12 protein-coding genes, 1 pseudogene and 1 riboswitch are annotated in these 18,709 nt (G+C 44.8%); of the genes and pseudogenes, 5 read left to right on the forward strand and 8 right to left on the reverse strand.

What is annotated here, in order from left to right:
* Positions 1 to 4 precede the first annotated feature (4 nt).
* The 4 genes and pseudogenes from cbiE to K6V26_RS07120 all read right to left on the reverse strand — a co-directional run.
* Positions 5 to 1,213 (reverse strand): precorrin-6y C5,15-methyltransferase (decarboxylating) subunit CbiE, encoded by a 1,209-nt coding sequence (gene cbiE / locus K6V26_RS07105; protein ID WP_224264945.1) that lies wholly within the window; start codon positions 1,211 to 1,213, stop codon positions 5 to 7.
* Entirely contained in the window at positions 1,210 to 2,622 is a 1,413-nt protein-coding gene (gene cobJ / locus K6V26_RS07110; protein ID WP_048317829.1) for a precorrin-3B C(17)-methyltransferase, read from the reverse strand. The genes cbiE and cobJ overlap by 4 nt, the downstream gene beginning before the upstream one ends.
* A gap of 394 nt (positions 2,623 to 3,016) precedes the next feature.
* Entirely contained in the window at positions 3,017 to 3,859 is an 843-nt protein-coding gene (locus K6V26_RS07115) for an AraC family transcriptional regulator (RefSeq protein ID WP_044214490.1), read from the reverse strand.
* A 325-nt stretch (positions 3,860 to 4,184) separates the two neighbouring features.
* Positions 4,185 to 4,544, reverse strand: a pseudogene (locus K6V26_RS07120) (sirohydrochlorin cobaltochelatase); the annotation flags it as partial.
* A gap of 123 nt (positions 4,545 to 4,667) precedes the next feature.
* Positions 4,668 to 4,863, reverse strand: a riboswitch (cobalamin riboswitch).
* A 140-nt stretch (positions 4,864 to 5,003) separates the two neighbouring features.
* On the opposite strand from K6V26_RS07120, the gene aspT reads away from it, so the two are divergent.
* From aspT to K6V26_RS07145, 5 genes are all read left to right on the forward strand, one after another.
* Positions 5,004 to 6,701, forward strand: coding sequence for an aspartate-alanine antiporter (aspT, locus tag K6V26_RS07125; protein ID WP_007653542.1), 1,698 nt, complete (start codon positions 5,004 to 5,006; stop codon positions 6,699 to 6,701).
* Positions 6,702 to 6,768: 67 nt separating this feature from the next.
* Positions 6,769 to 8,424 carry a bifunctional aspartate transaminase/aspartate 4-decarboxylase gene (locus K6V26_RS07130; RefSeq protein ID WP_224264946.1) on the forward strand — a complete coding sequence of 552 codons (1,656 nt, stop codon included), beginning with the start codon at positions 6,769 to 6,771 and terminating at the stop codon, positions 8,422 to 8,424.
* A 273-nt stretch (positions 8,425 to 8,697) separates the two neighbouring features.
* Positions 8,698 to 10,947 carry an aconitate hydratase gene (locus tag K6V26_RS07135; protein WP_224264947.1) on the forward strand — a complete coding sequence of 750 codons (2,250 nt, stop codon included), beginning with the start codon at positions 8,698 to 8,700 and terminating at the stop codon, positions 10,945 to 10,947.
* A 169-nt stretch (positions 10,948 to 11,116) separates the two neighbouring features.
* Positions 11,117 to 12,376 carry an NADP-dependent isocitrate dehydrogenase gene (icd, locus tag K6V26_RS07140; RefSeq protein WP_224265816.1) on the forward strand — a complete coding sequence of 420 codons (1,260 nt, stop codon included), beginning with the start codon at positions 11,117 to 11,119 and terminating at the stop codon, positions 12,374 to 12,376.
* Positions 12,377 to 12,396: 20 nt separating this feature from the next.
* Entirely contained in the window at positions 12,397 to 13,743 is a 1,347-nt protein-coding gene (locus K6V26_RS07145; RefSeq protein WP_007653552.1) for a citrate/2-methylcitrate synthase, read from the forward strand.
* A gap of 115 nt (positions 13,744 to 13,858) precedes the next feature.
* Here K6V26_RS07145 and K6V26_RS07150 read toward each other — a convergent pair whose 3' ends face one another.
* The 4 genes from K6V26_RS07150 to K6V26_RS07165 all read right to left on the reverse strand — a co-directional run bounded on the left by K6V26_RS07150 (position 13,859) and on the right by K6V26_RS07165 (position 18,149).
* Complete coding sequence (locus K6V26_RS07150; RefSeq protein ID WP_224264948.1) at positions 13,859 to 15,100, reverse strand: Hsp70 family protein; 1,242 nt, start codon at positions 15,098 to 15,100, stop codon at positions 13,859 to 13,861.
* 85 nt (positions 15,101 to 15,185) lie between these two features.
* A complete protein-coding gene (locus tag K6V26_RS07155) occupies positions 15,186 to 16,952 on the reverse strand; it encodes a sensor histidine kinase (RefSeq protein ID WP_224264949.1) in 1,767 nt (588 codons plus the stop codon).
* A gap of 15 nt (positions 16,953 to 16,967) precedes the next feature.
* Positions 16,968 to 17,654, reverse strand: a complete 687-nt coding sequence (locus tag K6V26_RS07160; RefSeq protein WP_007653558.1) for a response regulator transcription factor — start codon at positions 17,652 to 17,654, stop codon at positions 16,968 to 16,970.
* Positions 17,655 to 17,867: 213 nt separating this feature from the next.
* On the reverse strand, positions 17,868 to 18,149 hold the full coding sequence (locus K6V26_RS07165) for an HU family DNA-binding protein (protein ID WP_007653559.1): 282 nt from the start codon (positions 18,147 to 18,149) through the stop codon (positions 17,868 to 17,870).
* Positions 18,150 to 18,709 lie beyond the last annotated feature (560 nt).

An 18,709-nucleotide genomic window follows, 5' to 3' on the forward strand; every position in this document is an offset into this window, starting at 1 on the left:
TCTTCTATTTTGCTTCTTTAAATGCTTTCAGTATGGTGATCGGGTTATAATCGCCGACACTTACATGCAAAGGTTCGTCTAATTTCAATCCGGCTTCATAAACCGATTCCATAAATAACTTTTCACTCTCTTCGGATACGGAGTTGAATACCAGCAGGCCGTCGGGAGCGAGGTAACGAGCTACTTTGCCTACGATCTCTTTCAGCTTGCCTCCATGCCCGCCGATAAATACGGCATCGGGTGCGGGCAGGTCGGAAACGTCTTCCTCCATGAAGTCACATATATGTACGTCGATACCCGGTGCTCCCAGTTTCGAACTGTTTTCTTCCATCAGTTTCCAGCATTCCTTGCGGATCTCGAATGCGTGGATGTGAAGATGGGGGTATTGCCTTTTCGCTTCGATAGAAACTGATCCCGTACAGAAACCGATATCCCAGAAGTGGTTGCACATCGGGAGCATCAGCATGCTCATATCCAGTATCCGGACAGGCGCTTTCGTAATCATGCGTTCCCTGCCGTCGAGCAGTTCGAACAGCTTGTCGGGGATGCCCAGCGGACGGTAGGTGATATCGTTATACATCCGTTGCAGTATCACACAATTCGGACTGTCGATGGGATATTCTTCCACTTCCGACAGGGCAAGCGAGCGTGAGATGCGCTGCTTTTCCGGGTTGCCTAGATGTTCTCCTATATACATCTTATATTGTGTGAAACCGTATTTCAGCAGGCGCATGGCGATGGAGGCCGGGGTACGCACATGGTCGGTCAATACTCCGATTTTCCCCCGGTTTTCTATCAGTGCGCAGTCGAGTTCATGCCACGGACGTCCGGTGAGGGATACCATGGTCATGTCTTCATACGATACTTTCAGTTCGTGCGAAAGCATCTGTAATGAATTGAATGAGGGCAGGAGCGTTATTTCCGCTTCCGGCATCCGTTTAAGTATCGTTGAAGCGAATCCGTAGAACAAAGGGTCGCCCGAAGCGAATACAACGATCTTCTGATGGTATTCATATTCGTCGAAAACATTGTCGAGCGGTACTTTTATATCGATCCATACAGCATCCGGCGGCAGGAAAGGCATGACGATCTCATGATGGCGCTTGCCTCCTGAAAAGTATGTGTTGCTGTTGATTATATCTACTATTGTCTTGTTGTTGCTGATGTAGTTGGGGTCATCGGGAATGCCGATGACGGTGAATTGTGTTCTCATACGTCTCTTCCTGGTTTTAAATTAATAGCGTCGTTGTAACAAAGTATAGCGTTGGTCAGTGTAGCCGCAAGGTTACTTCCGCCTTTCCGTCCTTCAACGATGAGTTTAGGGATGGAGGTGAACGGTTTGACCATATGTTTCGATTCTTGTACGTGCACGAAGCCGACGGGGGCGGCAATGATTCCGGCAGGGGTCGCTTTTCCCTTGCGGATCAGGTCGCATAGTTCCATCAGTGCCGTCGGGGCATTACCAAATACGAACAGAGCATCCGGATGCTCGCTGACGGCGATCCGTATGCCGGCTTGTGTGCGGGTGATCCCTTTTTCGGCAGCGAGGGCAACGGTTTTCTCGTCTTGCAGGTAACATTTCACTTCGAGTCCCATGCGTTGCAAAGCTCCTTTGCGGATACCGGATGCTACCATGGTAACATCGGTGATGATGGTACGGACTGCGCCGCTGCTTAGTTTTTCGTAGAGCGTAGAAACGGCATTGTCGTCTACCCGCAGTACATTTTCCATATCGAAATCGGCTGTTGTATGGATGGCATGCAGCAAGGCCCATTTCTTGTCTAACGGAATATCCTGGTTTTTCAGTTCTTTCTCGATGGTGCGGAAACTACGGATCATGATGTCCTGGCCGATTCCGATTTCCTTAGCGGCCATTTTGATCTCGCCGTAATAACCGCGCGGGGTAATCATTTTATTTTCGAACTGATAGGTCTGTGAGTTGCCGATAAGGATGACAGTGAACATATCCACCTGTTCCGGGTCGAAGTCTGCCAGTGTGGTGATCGTCACTTCCTGTTCTTCGCGTCCTGCCTGGCGGACAAAGCCGACCGGTGTCTGCGGATCGCGTTCCTGTAGGAAAATTTCGATCAGGCGGTAGAGCTGCCAGTAGCGGCCTTCACTTTTGGGATTATAGATGGCGGTGATAAAGTCTGCCGAAGCGGCGGCTTTGATGCGTTTTTCTATCAGTTCCCACGGTGTCATCAGGTCGGAGAGGGAGATCACGCAGAAGTCGTGTCCTACCGGGGCACCCAACAGGGAGGCTGCCTTCTGGAAGGCACTGATTCCGGGTAAAGCTTCGATGCTGATGTCACTTCCTTTTTCGCGTTTCATCTCGTAGATAAGCGGGGCCATCCCATAGATGCCGGCATCGCCGGAGCTGATAACAGTTACTACTTTGCCTTCGGTCGCATAATTATATGCTTCTTCGGCACGTGCCTTCTCCCGTTTCATCCCTGAGTCGATACATATGGCTCCGGGACGGATTATCTTTTCAATGAACCGGAAGTAATATTTGTATCCCACGATAACGTCTGATTGCCGGATGGCAGATAACACTGCGGGAGTAATGTCTGATTCACTGCCGGGTCCGATACCGGCTACGATTATTTTACCTGTGCTCATTTATAGCTTTGAGTTATTGATTCTGATACATTCGGTTGTAATCATGCAGACACAAAGATAATCTATTTATTTCGTACCGGTAGACTTTTGACGGTTTTGTTCTTAAAAATACGTTTCCGGGCTTTGCGTTTGAGTTGCAGGTATTGCAGCCAGGAAAATACTCGTAGTAACACAACAAGTAAAATAACACCTGACAGAATATAACAGACTAAGGGAGTTGACATTCTCCCCTCAACAAAAGTATTATCCCCACCCTTACCAAGGGATAATAACACATACAATTTGGTCATCATAATTTAATAAGAATCTGTATTTTAACAATACAAAGGTAGCCTATGCTGCAGAAGGGGAATATATATAAAATCACATATAAAATATATAATCTGATATTCTTTCAGCTGTTTAGTTTCTTCTTTAATTCTTCGGGGGTAAGTCCGAATTGTGTTTTACAGAACTTATAGAAATGAGAATGTGAACTGAAATCGAAATCGTCGATTATACTTTTGAAATCTTCACCTTCCGTTGTCAGGCATTTTAAAATCCGTTTCGCCTTTTCATTCAGTAACCACTGGTAGGCAGGAATACCGAAGTTTTCTTTGAATTTGACCCGGAAGGAGTTTATCCCATATCCCATCAGATTGGCCAGTTCTTTGACATTCTTTACTTTCATATAATTTTCCGCTACCTGTTTTTCGAACTCAGACGGGTGATTGGCCAGCAGATAGAAAAAATGACCTAAATCTTTACTGGGGTAGACTGTTTTGAGAAGATAGAACAGTTCCTCTCTTTTGGCAAGATATAAGTTGTAATTCAAATAATTATTCTCCAGATACTGGATGAGAAGTTTTAAAAAGCTGTAGAGAGGTTCGATTATCTTTAGTTCTATCCATTCAAACGAGGATTCGGGTAACAGGTCATATTGAGCCCGGAAACGAAATAACTCATCGATAGTCAGACTATCGAAGGTGAACGCAAGAATTTGCGAACATGGAGTAATTTCATAGGTGTATTTTTCATGCCCTTTAAGAAAGAGCATATGCGGTTCGCCAATGGACTTCGTTTGAGTATGTGGAGAATATATTTTTACTGATCCGTCCAGTATGAAGAAAATCATATTATTATATAGGTAAGATTCAGTTAAATCTATTCCTTCGGGCTTTATGAGAAGATCAAAGCCTGCATGTAATGACTGACTGTTAGGTATTTCAGAAGGCGCGTTATTAATCGTACTTTTCATGTTTTTGTTTGGATTTAGTTGTTGTTTTACACTCCATGTGAATGTATATGCAAAAAAAATACAATGTTCCAGTTTGTTATGTATACAAAATATCATTTTATGTATATATTTTGATATAAATAAAAATGCAAGTAAAGATGGTAAATAATTAGTTGATAATAGATAAAATGTCTATTGTTATTGCTCCTTTAATAATGTAAAAGTTCTGGTTGTGTAAATTAGAATTTCAAGAATGTATTGATATAAAAAACCGGCCTTTCCCCGTATGAGGAAAGAGGCCGGTTTTCATTTGTGACTCTGTGACAGATAATGGACGTTTGGTCCGTCAGTCTTTTTCAGCAGCGTATTGCTTTTTTTTATCCATGATATCGACCATTTTGTGTTTGGCCGCAAAACGGGCATGTTCGATGAAGATGTCCTGTATGTCGGGATTCTGTCCCAGACCTTCCATCAGGACGGATACTTCGTAACCGTTGTCTTCCAGCTCCTTTTTCCAGTCGCCTGCTATATCATTGTTGACATGGTCGCCGGCAACGAACATGAAAGGCATGAGCATGACTTTCTTTACACCGCTGGCTTTGAGCTTGGCAAGCATCGTATCGAAAGTGGGATAACCTTCGATCGTTCCGACATGGAAGTTTTCATAGCCTTTTGCTTTCAGCATATAATCGGTCACTGTCTCCTGCAACATACCGTGTGCAAAAGACATACCCATTGAACAACCTACAAGAAAGGCTGTCAGCAGACATTTCTTTTTCATTGAAAGAGATTTGTTTTATGTTCATAATAGCCCTCCTGGCCCCGGGAGAACGGATTTGTCTGTCTGGCAGGTTTCCTGACTTGCCCGGAAAACGACCTTCCCATCCTTGTCACGGACAGTGGTGTAAGCATGTTTTCCTTTTATAGCGGGCTTCACAGTAGCGGGCACTGTTCCGGATTCTCACCGGATTCCCTTTTATACGACAACCGGAGGCTGGCGTATCACCAAAGCGGGACAAAGATAGAAATTTATTTAAAATAAGGGAGCTTTTATAATCTCTTAATTGAATCTCCCGCAACAACTTTCTCATGGATTGTGTTCCATTTACCACAATAAAATCGGACATGGAATATGTCTTACTATTAACGTCAAATAATTGTATATATGGAGTGGTTTGCTGATTTGCTCAAACACTATCCGGAACTGGCTATCTTTCTGACACTGGCTTTCGGTTTCTGGATAGGTAAATTTAAGATAGGTAAATTTTCCTTGGGAACAGTTACCAGCGTATTGCTGGTCGGTGTATTAATCGGACAGTTGCATATCGATATTGGGGCACCCATTAAATCCGTATTCTTTCTTCTGTTCCTTTTTGCCGTGGGATATAGTGTTGGTCCGCAGTTCTTTCGCGGGCTAAAAAAGGAGGGACTTCCGCAGATGCTTTTTGCCGTACTGATGTGTTTGTTCTCTCTGTTTGTTCCCTTTTTGCTTGCCAAGCTGATGGGATACAATGCCGGAGAAGCGGCTGGATTGTTGGCTGGTTCGCAGACGATCTCTGCGGTGCTGGGAGTAGCGGAAGATACGATCAACCAGAGCGGGTTGAGTGCGGCAGACAAAACATCCATGATTAATGTGATGCCTGTAGCTTATGCCGTATGTTATATTTTCGGTACGGCCGGTTCTGCTTGGCTGATGAGCGATGTGGCTCCTCGTTTGCTGGGCGGACTGCCTTCGGTAAAGAAGGCTTGTAAAGAGCTGGAAGCAAAGATGGGTACCGACGATGAGAGCGAGCAACCCGGTTTTATGCCGGCAGCACGTCCCATCACTTTCCGCGCTTATAAGATCAGTAATGACTGGTTCGGGGCAGGCAAGACCGTACAGGAGCTGGAAGATTATCTGGAAGGGCAGGGCCGTCGTCTGTTTGTAGAACGCGTACGAATCAATAATGTGGTATATGACGTGAAGCCGGACCTGATGCTTCAGAAAGGGAACGAAGTCGTGTTGAGTGGTCGCCGTGAATTTGTGATCGGAGAAGAAGATTGGATCGGAGACGAAGTGAACGACCTTGAATTGCTGGACTTCCCGGCAGAGACATTGCCTGTGCTGATCTCCCGTAAGAAGTTTTCGGGAATAACTGTAGCCGGTCTCCGCAGTGAAAAGGTGATGCACGGCGTCAGCATTAAAAGTATCAAACGTGCGGGTGTCAATATACCTGTGCTGGCTGCGACAAAGATTAATCCGGGCGATATGCTCGAACTGGTAGGTACCAAGATGGAGGTAAATGCTGCGGCTGCGACTTTGGGGTATGCTGACCGGCCGACCAACCAGACGGATATGATCTTTGTTGGTCTGGGGATCTTTATCGGTGGCGTGATCGGCTCATTGGTGGTACATTTTGGAAATATACCGATCAGCCTGAGTACGAGTGGCGGGGCATTGATTGCCGGACTGGTATTCGGATGGCTTCGCTCCAAACACCCGACATTCGGACGTATTCCGGAACCATCCTTGTGGGTATTAAATAATGTAGGGCTGAATATGTTCATTGCCGTGGTCGGCATTACGGCCGGACCGAGTTTTGTGACCGGCTTCAAAGAAGTAGGCGTAAGTCTGTTCATTATCGGAGCACTGGCTACGACCATTCCGCTGATAGCCGGTGTCCTGATGGGACGCTATCTCTTTAAATTCCATCCGGCCATTACACTGGGTTGTACTTCAGGAGCACGAACGACAACAGCCGCCCTCGGTGCGATAGAAGATGCGGTGGAAAGCCAGACGCCGGCGTTAGGATATACAGTTACTTATGCTGTCGGTAACACCTTACTGATTATCTGGGGAGTGGTGATTGTCTTGTTAATGTAAATCATAGAAAAAGATAGTTCAATTCTGATAAAAATAGAAATTAATAATCATACATATAATATATAATATGGAAGAAAACAATAAAATCGTAGTCACCCGTGAATACGAAAAGAAAATGTCGGAGATCAGTCCGTTCGAATTAAAAGACATACTGATCCGGTTAGCCGATGAGAGTGCCCGTAAGAGTACCCACATCATGTTGAATGCCGGTCGTGGCAACCCGAACTGGATTGCTACCACGCCACGCGAAGCCTTTTTTTTACTCGGCCAGTTTGCTCTGGAAGAATGCCGTCGCGGGGTTAAACTGGAAGACGGTATGGTCGGTCTTGCCGGCGTTCCCCAGAAACCAAGTATCGCCTATCGGTTCAGGGAGTTTCTTGATAAACATGAGGGAACACCGGGTTCCAAACTTTTACGTGATACCTATAATTATATGGTACGTGTAAAGAATGTTGATGAAAACGACCTGGTGCATGAATGGGCAGAAGGTGTGATCGGTGACCAGTATCCTGTTCCCGACCGTATTTTGAAATATACGGAAGTGTTGGTGCGTGATTATCTGGATCAGGCATTGTGCAACAACCAGCCGCCCAAAGGTAAATTCGATTTGTTTGCCACCGAGGGCGGTACAGCTGCCATGTGTTACATCTTCGACTCCCTTCAACAGAACTTCCTGTTGAATAAAGGAGACAAGATCGTCCTGTTTGCTCCGGTCTTTACTCCTTATATAGAAATACCCGAACAGGCTCGTTATCTGTTTGATGTAACGGAAATACATGCGCTGAAAATGACGGGTGACGGATATCATACCTGGCAATATCAGGAAAAAGACCTGGATATATTGAAGGATCCGTCTGTCAAGGCTGCCTTTATTGTCAATCCGAGTAATCCGCCTTCTTATGCTTTGACACCTGGATTGACGGAGCGTATTGTCGACATTGTCACCAATTATAATCCCAACCTGATGATTATTACCGACGATGTATATGCCACTTATGTACATGGTTTCCGTTCCCTGATGGCTGAGCTTCCTGATAATACATTATGCGTTTATTCTTTCTCCAAGTATTTCGGTGCGACAGGCTGGCGTCTGGCAGTCATCTCTTTGCATGAAGATAACATCTATGACCGTATGATTGCCGCATTGCCTGATGATAAGAAAGAAGCATTGGCAAAACGTTACAGCAGTATCATGCTCGACCCCTCGAAGATGAAGTTTATTGACCGCATGGTTGCTGATAGCCGTCAGGTCGCACTTAATCATACATCCGGACTTTCCCTGCCACAGCAGACACAGATGTCTTTGTTTGCCTCTTTTTCCTTACTGGATTCCGAGAACCTGTATCAGTCCCGCATGATCGACATCATTCACGAACGCCTGCACACCCTTTGGAAAAGTTCAGGATTTACCCTCCTCGATGATCCTCTTCGTGCCGGTTATTACAGTGAAATAGATATGGAAGTATGGGCAAAGAAATTCTATGGAAACGACTTCTTCGAATATCTGAAAGCCAACTACGAACCGGTCGATGTCGTGTTCCGCCTGGCACAGGAAACATCGCTTGTCCTGTTGAACGGCGGAGGCTTCGATGCTCCCGAATGGTCTATCCGTGCTTCGCTGGCTAATCTGAAAACGGAAGACTATGTCCGGATCGGCGAGGGGATCGCTTCCATTCTTCATAGTTATGCCGCGAAATGGCAAGAATCGATAAAAGATAAATAAGTTAAGAATAGTTTATATATCGTTGAACAAAATAAGTTCGCCGCGCGTTTTATAAATGAACGTGAGGCGAACTTTCTTATTTGTATAGACAACCTCTATCGGGTCATAGACATTATTGAATAAAAGGTGTTTTATTTATATATACATTTGTTAATGACAAAATAGAAATGCAAAATGATATGATGTCTTATATATTACATTCTTTACGACATGGAATTTTTTTATTTGCATATACAAGCTTTTTGATAAACAAACAACTAATAAGATTATAATATGGTGTACGACATTGAAATGCTGAGAAGCTTTTATTCCAATTTCCCGAAAAGGGTAGATGTGGCCCGCGAAAAGATCGGTCGTCCGATGACTCTGGCCGAGAAAATCTTATATGCTCATTTATATGACGAAAAGGCATTACGCCTGTTCAGGCGTGGAGACGATTATGTGAACTTCCGTCCCGATCGTGTGGCGATGCAGGATGCAACGGCCCAGATGGCATTGTTGCAGTTCATGAATGCTGGAAAAAAGAAATCCGCTGTCCCGGCAACTGTTCATTGCGATCACCTGATCCAGGCGAATATCGGTGCGAAAGCAGATATTGAAACAGCAACAAAAGGGAACAGCGAAGTGTATGATTTTCTGAAATCCGTATCCGATAAGTTCGGTATCGGTTTCTGGAAACCCGGTGCAGGAATTATCCACCAGGTGGTGTTGGAAAACTATGCCTTCCCCGGCGGAATGATGGTCGGAACAGACTCGCACACGCCGAATGCCGGCGGATTGGGAATGGTAGCCATCGGTGTCGGTGGTGCCGATGCCGTCGATGTAATGACGGGGATGGAATGGGAACTGAAGATGCCGAAACTGATCGGTGTCAAGCTGACCGGACGTCTGAGCGGCTGGGCTTCACCGAAAGACGTTATCCTGAAACTAGCCGGTATCCTGACCGTAAAGGGCGGGACGAATGCCATTATCGAATATTTCGGAGAAGGTGCTTCCTCTATTTCCGCTACAGGAAAAGCGACAATCTGTAACATGGGTGCCGAAGTGGGTGCCACTACTTCATTATTCCCGTACGATCTGAATATGGCAACTTATCTGCGTGCCACTGGCCGCGATACCGTTGCAGCCTGGGCCGATACTATCCAGGATTATCTGGAAGCCGATATGGAAGTAAGGGCACAGCCGGATGAATATTATGACCGCGTGATCGTCATCAACCTGTCCGAACTGGAACCGCATATCAATGGCCCGTTCACTCCGGATGCAGCAACGCCTATCTCTGAGTTTGCCGCGAAGGTAAAAGCAAACGGCTATCCCCGCCAGATGGAAGTCGGCCTGATCGGATCATGTACGAACTCCTCTTATCAGGATTTAAGCCGTGCCGCCTCTATCGCCCGGCAGGCTTTTGAAGATAAAATACCTGTCGCTTCCCCGCTGATCATCAATCCGGGATCGGAACAGATCCGTTATACAGCCGAACGTGACGGCATCATCGGTGACTTTGAAAAGCTCGGTGCCACCATCATGGCAAACGCCTGCGGTCCGTGTATCGGCCAGTGGAAACGTCATACCGACGATAACACCCGTAAAAATTCAATCGTAACCTCCTTTAACCGTAATTTCGCCAAACGTGCAGACGGCAATCCGAATACACATGCTTTTGTCGCTTCCCCGGAACTGACGCTAGCATTGACCATTGCCGGTGACCTTTGTTTCAATCCGTTGACGGATACATTGAAGACCGAAGACGGTCGCGAAGTAAAACTCCGTGAGCCGCAGGGAACTGATTTCCCGCCCAAAGGTTTTGATGTAAAAGATAACGGTTATCTGGCTCCGACCGGAAAAGATGTGGAAGTAAAGATCAGTCCCGATTCAAACCGTTTGCAGGTGTTGCATCCTTTTGCTCCGTGGGATGGAAACGATTTGCTGGAAATGCCTCTTTTGATCAAGGCTTCGGGTAAATGTACGACAGACCATATTTCGATGGCCGGTCCGTGGCTCCGTTTCCGTGGTCATCTGGAAAATATATCCGACAATATGCTGATGGGGGCGGTGAACGCTTTCAACGGTCAGACGAATGCCGTATTGAACCAGTTGAATAATACGTATGAAGCTGTCTCCGCCGTTGCCAAACAGTATAAGGCGAAAGGCATTTCATCCATCGTGGTTGCCGAAGAGAACTACGGTGAAGGCTCCTCCCGTGAACACGCTGCTATGGAACCCCGTTTCCTGAATGTGAAAGTGATCCTTGCCAAAAGTTTTGCCCGCATCCATGAAACGAACCTGAAAAAGCAGGGAATGCTTGCCCTGACCTTTGCCGACAAAGACGATTACGATAAGATTCGTGAAAACGATCACATCTCCATCATCGGTCTGAAAGAGTTCACACCGGGCGAGCCATTAACTGCTATCGTATTGCATGCGGATGGCACACAGGAATCATTCCCTGTAAATCACACGTACAATGATTTGCAGATCCGATGGTTCAAGTCCGGATCAGCATTGAATATGGCACATGTATAGAAATAATTGGACTATCCCGTTCCCGTGCTTGACACGGGATCGCAAAGGCACAGACCGTATCCTATATGTATCTTTTGATACTGCTGGTTCTTCTGCGGCCCCGTGTCAAGCACGGGAACAAGATAGCTCAAAACTGATAAAGACTGAACAAAATTAATAAACTATCATGATGAATAAAATAACAAAACAAAACGACCGTCTGATCGTCCCGGACAAAGTAACCATTCCTTTTATCGAAGGTGACGGAGTGGGAGCGGAGATCACTCCGGTCAGCCAGAAGATTGTAAACGCTGCCATCGAAAAAGCATATGGCGGCCGGCGCTCTATCGAATGGAAAGAAGTACTGGCTGGTGAAAAGGCCTTCAATCAAACAGGCAGCTGGCTGCCCGACGAAACAATGGATGCTTTCCGCGAATATATGGTCGGTATCAAAGGTCCGCTGACTACTCCTATCGGCGGCGGTATCCGTTCCCTGAACGTGGCTTTACGGCAGACACTCGACCTGTACGTTTGCCTGCGTCCCGTTCGCTGGTTCAAAGGTGTCGTCTCTCCGGTGCGTGAACCGCAGAAGGTCGATATGTATATTTTCCGTGAGAATACGGAAGATATCTATGCCGGTATCGAATGGCAGCAAGGAACACCTGAAGCAGCAAAATTCCTTCAGTTCCTGACGGAAGAAATGGGAGTGACGAAAGTACGTTTCCCGGAAACTTCTTCATTCGGTGTGAAACCTGTATCGGTAGAAGGAACCGAACGGCTGGTGCGTGCCGCCATCGAATTTGCCCTGACCAATCAGTTGCCGAGTGTAACGCTGGTGCACAAAGGAAATATCATGAAGTTCACTGAGGGCGGTTTCAAACTCTGGGGATATGCTCTGGCGGAACGCGAGTTTGGCGACAAGACATTCACCTGGCCGCAATACGAAAAGATCAAAAAGGAAAAGGGGGAAGCCGAAGCCGCCAAAACGCTGGCAGAAGCATCGGCTGCCGGAAAGGTCATTATCAAAGATGTGATTGCCGATGCTTTCCTGCAAAATACCTTATTGATCCCGGAAGAATACTCCGTTATTGCGACGCTCAACCTGAACGGCGATTATATCTCCGACCAATTGGCCGCCATGGTAGGTGGCATCGGAATCGCACCGGGTGCCAATATCAACTACAACAGCGGTTATGCTATTTTCGAAGCGACGCATGGCACGGCACCTAATATTGCCGGAAAGAATATCGTGAACCCGTCTTCCCTCTTACTCTCCTCCGTGATGATGCTTGAATATATGGGTTGGAACGAAGCTGCCAACCTGATCACGGCTGCCATGGAAAAGGCTTTCTCGAAAGGAGAAGCAACGAATGACCTGGCACGTTTTATGCCGGAAGGAAAATCTCTTGGCACCAAAGAATTTGGTGATTGTATCATATCTTTATTGTAACCTCGTAAAAATAACTCGTGATGAAAAAAGAATATCTTATTTACAAACTGTCGGATGCGTCAAAAGATGCCTGCAAGATTGATAACGAACTGTTTCCGATGTACAACGTGAAACGTGGTCTGCGTAACGAGGACGGCAGCGGGGTGTTGGTCGGCCTGACTAAGATCGGTAATGTAGTTGGTTACGAACGCCTGCCGGATAACGGTGGCCTGAAAGCTATTCCCGGTAAACTGTTTTACAGAGGTTACGATGTGGAGGACCTGGCGCATGCCCTGATCAAAGAAAAACGTTTCGGTTTTGAGGAAGTGGCTTATCTGTTGCTTTCCGGAAAGTTGCCCGATAAAGAAGAGTTAGCCTCTTTCAAAGGCTTGATCTGCGATAATATGCCGTTGGAACAGAAAACCAAGATGAATATCCTCGACCTGGAAGGACAGAATATCATGAATATCCTTGCCCGTAGTGTTTTGGAAATGTATACGTTCGATCCGAATCCGGACGATACTTCCCGTGACAACCTGATGCGCCAGTCTATCGAACTGATCTCGCGTTTCCCGACCATTATAGCGTATGCTTATAATATTTATCGTCATAGTACACACGGCCGTTCCCTGCATATCCGCCATCCGCACGAAAACCTTTCGCTTGCAGAAAACTTCCTGCATATGCTGAAAAAAGACTTTACGGAACTGGATGCCCGTACACTTGACCTGTTGCTTGTTTTGCAAGCCGAGCACGGTGGCGGTAATAACTCGACCTTTACAGTCCGTGTAACCAGTTCGACCGGAACGGATACCTATTCTTCTATTGCAGCCGGTATCGGTTCGTTGAAAGGTCCGTTGCACGGTGGTGCCAATATCCAGGTTGTCGATATGTTCCATCATCTGAAAGAGAACATTGGCGACTGGAAGAATGTGGATGAAATCGATACTTATTTCATGCGCATGCTGAACAAAGAGGCTTATAATAAGACCGGCCTGATTTACGGTATCGGTCATGCCGTCTATACAATTTCCGATCCGCGTGCCGTTGTTTTGAAAGAACTGGCTCGTGACCTGGCTAAAGAAAAAGGACGTGAAGAAGAATTTGCCTTCCTCGAACTGCTGGAAGAACGTGCCATCGAATGTTTCGCCAAACATAAAGGAACGAAGAAACGTGTTTCTTCAAACGTGGACTTCTATTCAGGCTTTGTGTATGAAATGATCGGTTTGCCGCAGGAAATCTATACACCGCTGTTTGCTATGGCCCGTATCGTAGGTTGGACTGCCCATCGCATTGAAGAATTACATTTCGATGGTAAGCGTATTATCCGTCCGGCTTATAAGAATGTGTTGGATGAACAGGTATATGTTCCAATCAAGGAACGTTGATCTTCGTAGTTCCCTGTCCTGGAAACTGCAATTTCCTAGGCAGGGAACTACTGTTTCATTAGGGTGAAACTCGCGTTTCCTGCTTAGGAAACCAGACGGTCTCCGGCAGCGGAAGTTAGTAGCTCAAGGATAACCCGTAAGCTACACTATTAAAAGTATTCCCCGTACGTATCTTATCTTTTCCGAAGATGCGGTAAAGTATCTCCCTTACCGGAATGACAAGGCTGCTACCTCCTGTGATAAAGACGGAGTCGATATCTGCTGCGTTATATTGCGCTGTGTCCAATATTTTCAGGATATATCGTTCGATCTCGGTAGTATGCCGTTCGATGATCGTAGCAAACTCACCGGGCGTGAAAGGCTCATGTATATGGATTGTCTCTTTTTCAAAGTCGATTGTTGTATCTTCTCCGGTCGAGAGGTTTATTTTGGATTGCTCGATTCCTTTGAACAGGGAGAAGACATAGTTATTATCGATCAAAACTCTTACATTATCTATCTTAGGATTGTTGCCTGAGAGATGGTAGTAGTTATCCATCGAACGGCGCAGTTTGCTCTCCTTCAACATAAATGTCCTTTCCCAGTTTTTCAGTTCGCGGTAGAGAATGGAAGGTATTTCAATCTCTTTATCGTACGATTGGTATTTTACGCCCCGGCCCAGATGGGGAGTCACTTTGTACCACATGATTTCCGAATCGAACAAGTCACCGCCGATATAGACACCACCGTGAGCGATGATATCGTCTTTGCGGTCTTCCTTACGGATTTTATCGGGAGAAAGGTTCATGATGGTAAAGTCGGAAGTACCGCCACCGAGGTCGGCAACCAGTACGTTTTCGCTATGATCGAGCCGTTGCTCATAGGAGAGGGCGGCGGCAATCGGTTCCAATTGCAATTTGATGTTTCTGAAACCGGCGTTACGGGCGGCAAGCGTCAGGCGGTTGACTGCCAAAGTCTCTTGCTTGGGGTCTTCCGAAAAAACGGTAGGTCTTCCAAGTATCACATCCGTGATTTCCGCTCCGGCGAAGGCTTCCGCTTTCTCTTTCAAATGGCGGATGATGCAGGTAACGAGTTGATCGGGCGTCATTCTTTTACCGAATATCCAGGTAGAAAGAAACTTGTCCTGGCGGAGCAGCGTCTTAACGGATTTCAGCAAACGCCCGGTCATCTCTTCTTCAATATATTTATCCTGGGCCTCTTTACCCACATAGTATTTCATCTCGTTTGTGTCCGGAAAATACAGAATGGAACTTTCGCTATACGAAAATACTTCTTTCCGTGTTGCTTTGTCTGTCAGCGATATAATGGAATTTGATGTTCCGAAGTCCAGACCGCATGTCAACTCGTTTATATTCATCTTTGCCTTGTTTTTTATAGGAAAATAGGGCGCGAAGATATAAAATACGACACATTTTTATACTATATATACTTGTAATTTATGTTTATAATTTTTTCTTCAGGGTAAAGAAGAAGGTCACTCCTTTGCCCGGACTACTCTTTGCCGAAATCTGTCCTTTATGGAAATTAACCCCATTCTTGACGATAGACAATCCCAGTCCTGTTCCGCCGACTTTGCGGCTACGTCCTTTATCCACCCGGTAGAACCGTTCGAAGATGCGGTTGATATGTTCTTCCGAAATACCCACACCGTTATCAGCGAAACTGAAATAATAAAATTTCGGATCTTCTTTATAACAGTTCACGGTTATTTGGCTTCCTTCTCCGGCATATGCGATCGCATTGTCGTAGAGGTTACGGAAAATGGAATACAATAGGGAGTAGTTGCCATGTATCGTAGGATCGCCCGGCAGAATAACTTCAGATGTGATCTGTTTTTCATCCATCTCTTTCGAACATTCCTTCTGGATCTCGACGATCAGTTTCGGGATATTTATGTCGGACAAGTCGAACATTTCGGACGCCTCGTCCAAACGGTTCAGTACAGAGATGTCACGTAATAATCCGGTCAGGCGCGTACTCTGCGAGTAGCAACGTTCCAGGAAGAACTGGCGTTTGTCGGGAGTAAGTTCCGGATTGCTGATAATCGTTTCCAGATATCCCTGAATGCTGCTGACGGGTGTTTTCAGTTCGTGGGCGACATTCTGGGTAAGCTGGCGTTTCATCCGGCTCTCTTCTTCCTGGCGTGAAATATCATTGATGGATATTTCGTAACTGTTATCCAGGAACAGGATACATTCGATCAGAAATATTTTCCCGTTTTTATCGATCGTTACGGATTCGCGTAATACTTTCCGTTTCCGGTTCATATTAGGGATATTTTTATTCAGGAAAGCCTTAATGGGTTCAAGTTCCCGGATATCCTGGGCATCTTCAGCCTGACGGATCTGATTGTCGGAAATAACATTTAAGAATTGGATGAACAGGATATTCGACAATATCTCTTTCCCTTCGGCCGTAAACATGGCGAATCCTTCTTTGGCGTACTGGAAATGCTTTATCAGCTTTTCACGTTCCATGGAAAGCTCGTCTTTGGCCTTCTGTTGCCGGTGATACAGTGTGACAATGTTCTTTGAGATATCTCCCAGTTCATCGTTGGGGAAGATATAATCGTTTTCCGGTATCCGGTCTTTTTCTATATTCAAGGCAAAGTCCCGTAGCTTGGATATGGTCCGTCCGATACTGAATGTAAAGCGGGAGAGGACAAAGAAAAAGATCAATGTCATCAGTATCATAAAATAGATGAAGTCCTTATCCATGGATAAGGCACTTTGCACATAAGGATCATAAGGGAGCGCCGAACGGTAGATATAACTGCCTATATTGCTGGCCGAATAAAAATACCGTCTGCCCGTCGATCCCGAGGTGCGGATGGCAAAGCCTTCATTATACAAACGGGCTTTGCGCACTTCGCTACGATCGTTATGGTTGTTGAATTCTTCTGTCCCGCTATTATCGAACAAGACTTTTCCGTTGGGATCGATAATGGTGACACGCAATTCTTTTTGCGGAATATCTTCGATAAATTGCCTTACCGTCTTATTAATGTCGGTATCCTGTTGGGTACGGCTAAATAATTGGTAATTGTAGTTACTCAATACATTATTCAACTTCTCCTGCGAAAATTCCCGTTCCCGTTGGTATTGAAACAACAGGAAGCAAACTGTAAATCCAAGGAACATCACAAAAATCGACCAGAATAACCGCTGGCTGAAAGGTATCCGGTTTTTCATCTTTTCTACTCTTACCATGATTAAATAACAGGATTAGTACTCAAAACAATAACCGAAGCCGAGTCGGGTAACGATGTTTTTTCCGTAAGGGCCTATCTTTTTACGCAGACGGGTAATGTTTACGTCGATTGTTCGATCCAGCACATATACTTCATCTTTCCAGATACGGGACAGGATCTCTTCACGTGAGAAAACATTTCCTTTATTCTCCAGCAGCAATTTCAAAATCTCGAATTCTTTTTTGGTCAGCGGGACTTCCTTGCCGTCTACCGATGCTTTAATGCGTTTGGGATCGAGTGCTAATGTTTCATATTCGAGAAGTTCGTTCGTCTCGTTTTTCTCTTTATCGGTCGTTCTCCGTAATACAGCCTTAACACGTGCGACAACCTGGCGGATCGAAAAAGGTTTTGAAATATAATCGTCCGCTCCCAGGTTAAAGCCTGTCAGCATATCGTTTTCAGTATCTTTGGCTGTCAGAAATATGATCGGTATATCAGCCGTGCTTTCTTCTTTCCTTAATATACTCGCCATCTTGAATCCGGAGATTTCTCCCATCATAACATCGAGCAAAAGCAACTGATAGACAGACAGGTCCTTTTTTAATGCTTCTTCCGCACTAAAAGCCGTATCCACTTCATAACCTTCTATTTCAAGATTGAATTTGAGGATTTCGCACAAGTCCTCTTCGTCATCCACAACAAGAATTCGGGGCATATCCATAGTCTTTTTTATTTAATTTGAAATGAATAATTCATTCCTTTGTTTACAAAATTAATTATTTTCTGCAAAGGAAGGCATTTGGTATTTCGGTTGAATGAAATATATGTTACGATTCTGTTACATCAGCCGTTTTTGTCTAGGGGGGAGAAAAGAACAACGTCCGTGCTATTGGTATAGTCCGGACGTTCATTTTACATATGGAGTGGTTTGGTTTTATTTGCTACCGTTCATAGCCTCCAGCAGGAATTTACCTGGTTTGAACTTTACTGTTGTTCTTGCCGGGATCTGTACCGGAGTACCTGTTTTGGGATTACGAGCCAAACGGCTGTTTTGCGGTCTGGGTAATAATGTACCAAAACCAACGATAGATATTTCTTCGTTCTGGGACATTTTTTCTGTTACGATCTCCATGTAAGCTTCCAAGACCTTTTTAGCCTTTTGTTTTTTTAAACCGGCTTTTTCAGCCAACTCTACAATAAGTTCTGCTTTGTTCATAGGTATTATTGTTTTAATGATTAATACTGTTGCAAAATTAGTGAAAAAAATTACTATAGAAAAGTTTTTTGCAAATTCTGCTTACTTTATGTTTCAAAGTGAGAGGTTGGTTAAGACAAGATGACGATAAGTTGTTGTAAATATAATAGTCATGTTTTATTTAATGAGTTTGTAATAAGACTTTTTAGAAGGATATAATAAACCAGTTTGTAATATACATCTATGAAAGAATGTGAAAAATAAAAAAGTCTACTTTCACAAGTAGACTTTTTTAATACTTATAATGACCAATACCTTTACCTAAAATGTGAGGCTTGAGCCTCTAAAATTACTTTTCACAAAGATATAAATAGTTTTTGAAGATTGCAAGTGAAAATATATATTTTTCAAGCTTTCTATGAAGTGTAAAATACCTGGTTTCTTGTGGAATGCTAAAAATGAAATCAAAATGTAGTAAAATAGCCACATAAATATCATTTTGCTTTAAATATTTCTCTTATTAGAATGTTTTAAAAGTGGATATTCATCGTTTTCCGATTAAAAATATTATATTTGTGGAC

It is taken from the genome of Parabacteroides goldsteinii (assembly GCF_020091425.1).
Taxonomy (GTDB): domain Bacteria; phylum Bacteroidota; class Bacteroidia; order Bacteroidales; family Tannerellaceae; genus Parabacteroides; species Parabacteroides goldsteinii.

Bases quoted from the DNA above. Each gene is read 5' to 3' on its own strand.
- cbiE (WP_224264945.1), bottom strand. From the start codon at position 1,213: ATGAGAACACAATTCACCGTCATCGGCATTCCCGATGACCCCAACTAC.
- cobJ (WP_048317829.1), bottom strand. From the start codon at position 2,622: ATGAGCACAGGTAAAATAATCGTAGCCGGTATCGGACCCGGCAGTGAA.
- K6V26_RS07115 (WP_044214490.1), bottom strand. From the start codon at position 3,859: ATGAAAAGTACGATTAATAACGCGCCTTCTGAAATACCTAACAGTCAG.
- aspT (WP_007653542.1), top strand. From the start codon at position 5,004: ATGGAGTGGTTTGCTGATTTGCTCAAACACTATCCGGAACTGGCTATC.
- K6V26_RS07130 (WP_224264946.1), top strand. From the start codon at position 6,769: ATGGAAGAAAACAATAAAATCGTAGTCACCCGTGAATACGAAAAGAAA.
- K6V26_RS07135 (WP_224264947.1), top strand. From the start codon at position 8,698: ATGGTGTACGACATTGAAATGCTGAGAAGCTTTTATTCCAATTTCCCG.
- icd (WP_224265816.1), top strand. From the start codon at position 11,117: ATGAATAAAATAACAAAACAAAACGACCGTCTGATCGTCCCGGACAAA.
- K6V26_RS07145 (WP_007653552.1), top strand. From the start codon at position 12,397: ATGAAAAAAGAATATCTTATTTACAAACTGTCGGATGCGTCAAAAGAT.
- K6V26_RS07150 (WP_224264948.1), bottom strand. From the start codon at position 15,100: ATGAATATAAACGAGTTGACATGCGGTCTGGACTTCGGAACATCAAAT.
- K6V26_RS07155 (WP_224264949.1), bottom strand. From the start codon at position 16,952: ATGGTAAGAGTAGAAAAGATGAAAAACCGGATACCTTTCAGCCAGCGG.
- K6V26_RS07160 (WP_007653558.1), bottom strand. From the start codon at position 17,654: ATGGATATGCCCCGAATTCTTGTTGTGGATGACGAAGAGGACTTGTGC.
- K6V26_RS07165 (WP_007653559.1), bottom strand. From the start codon at position 18,149: ATGAACAAAGCAGAACTTATTGTAGAGTTGGCTGAAAAAGCCGGTTTA.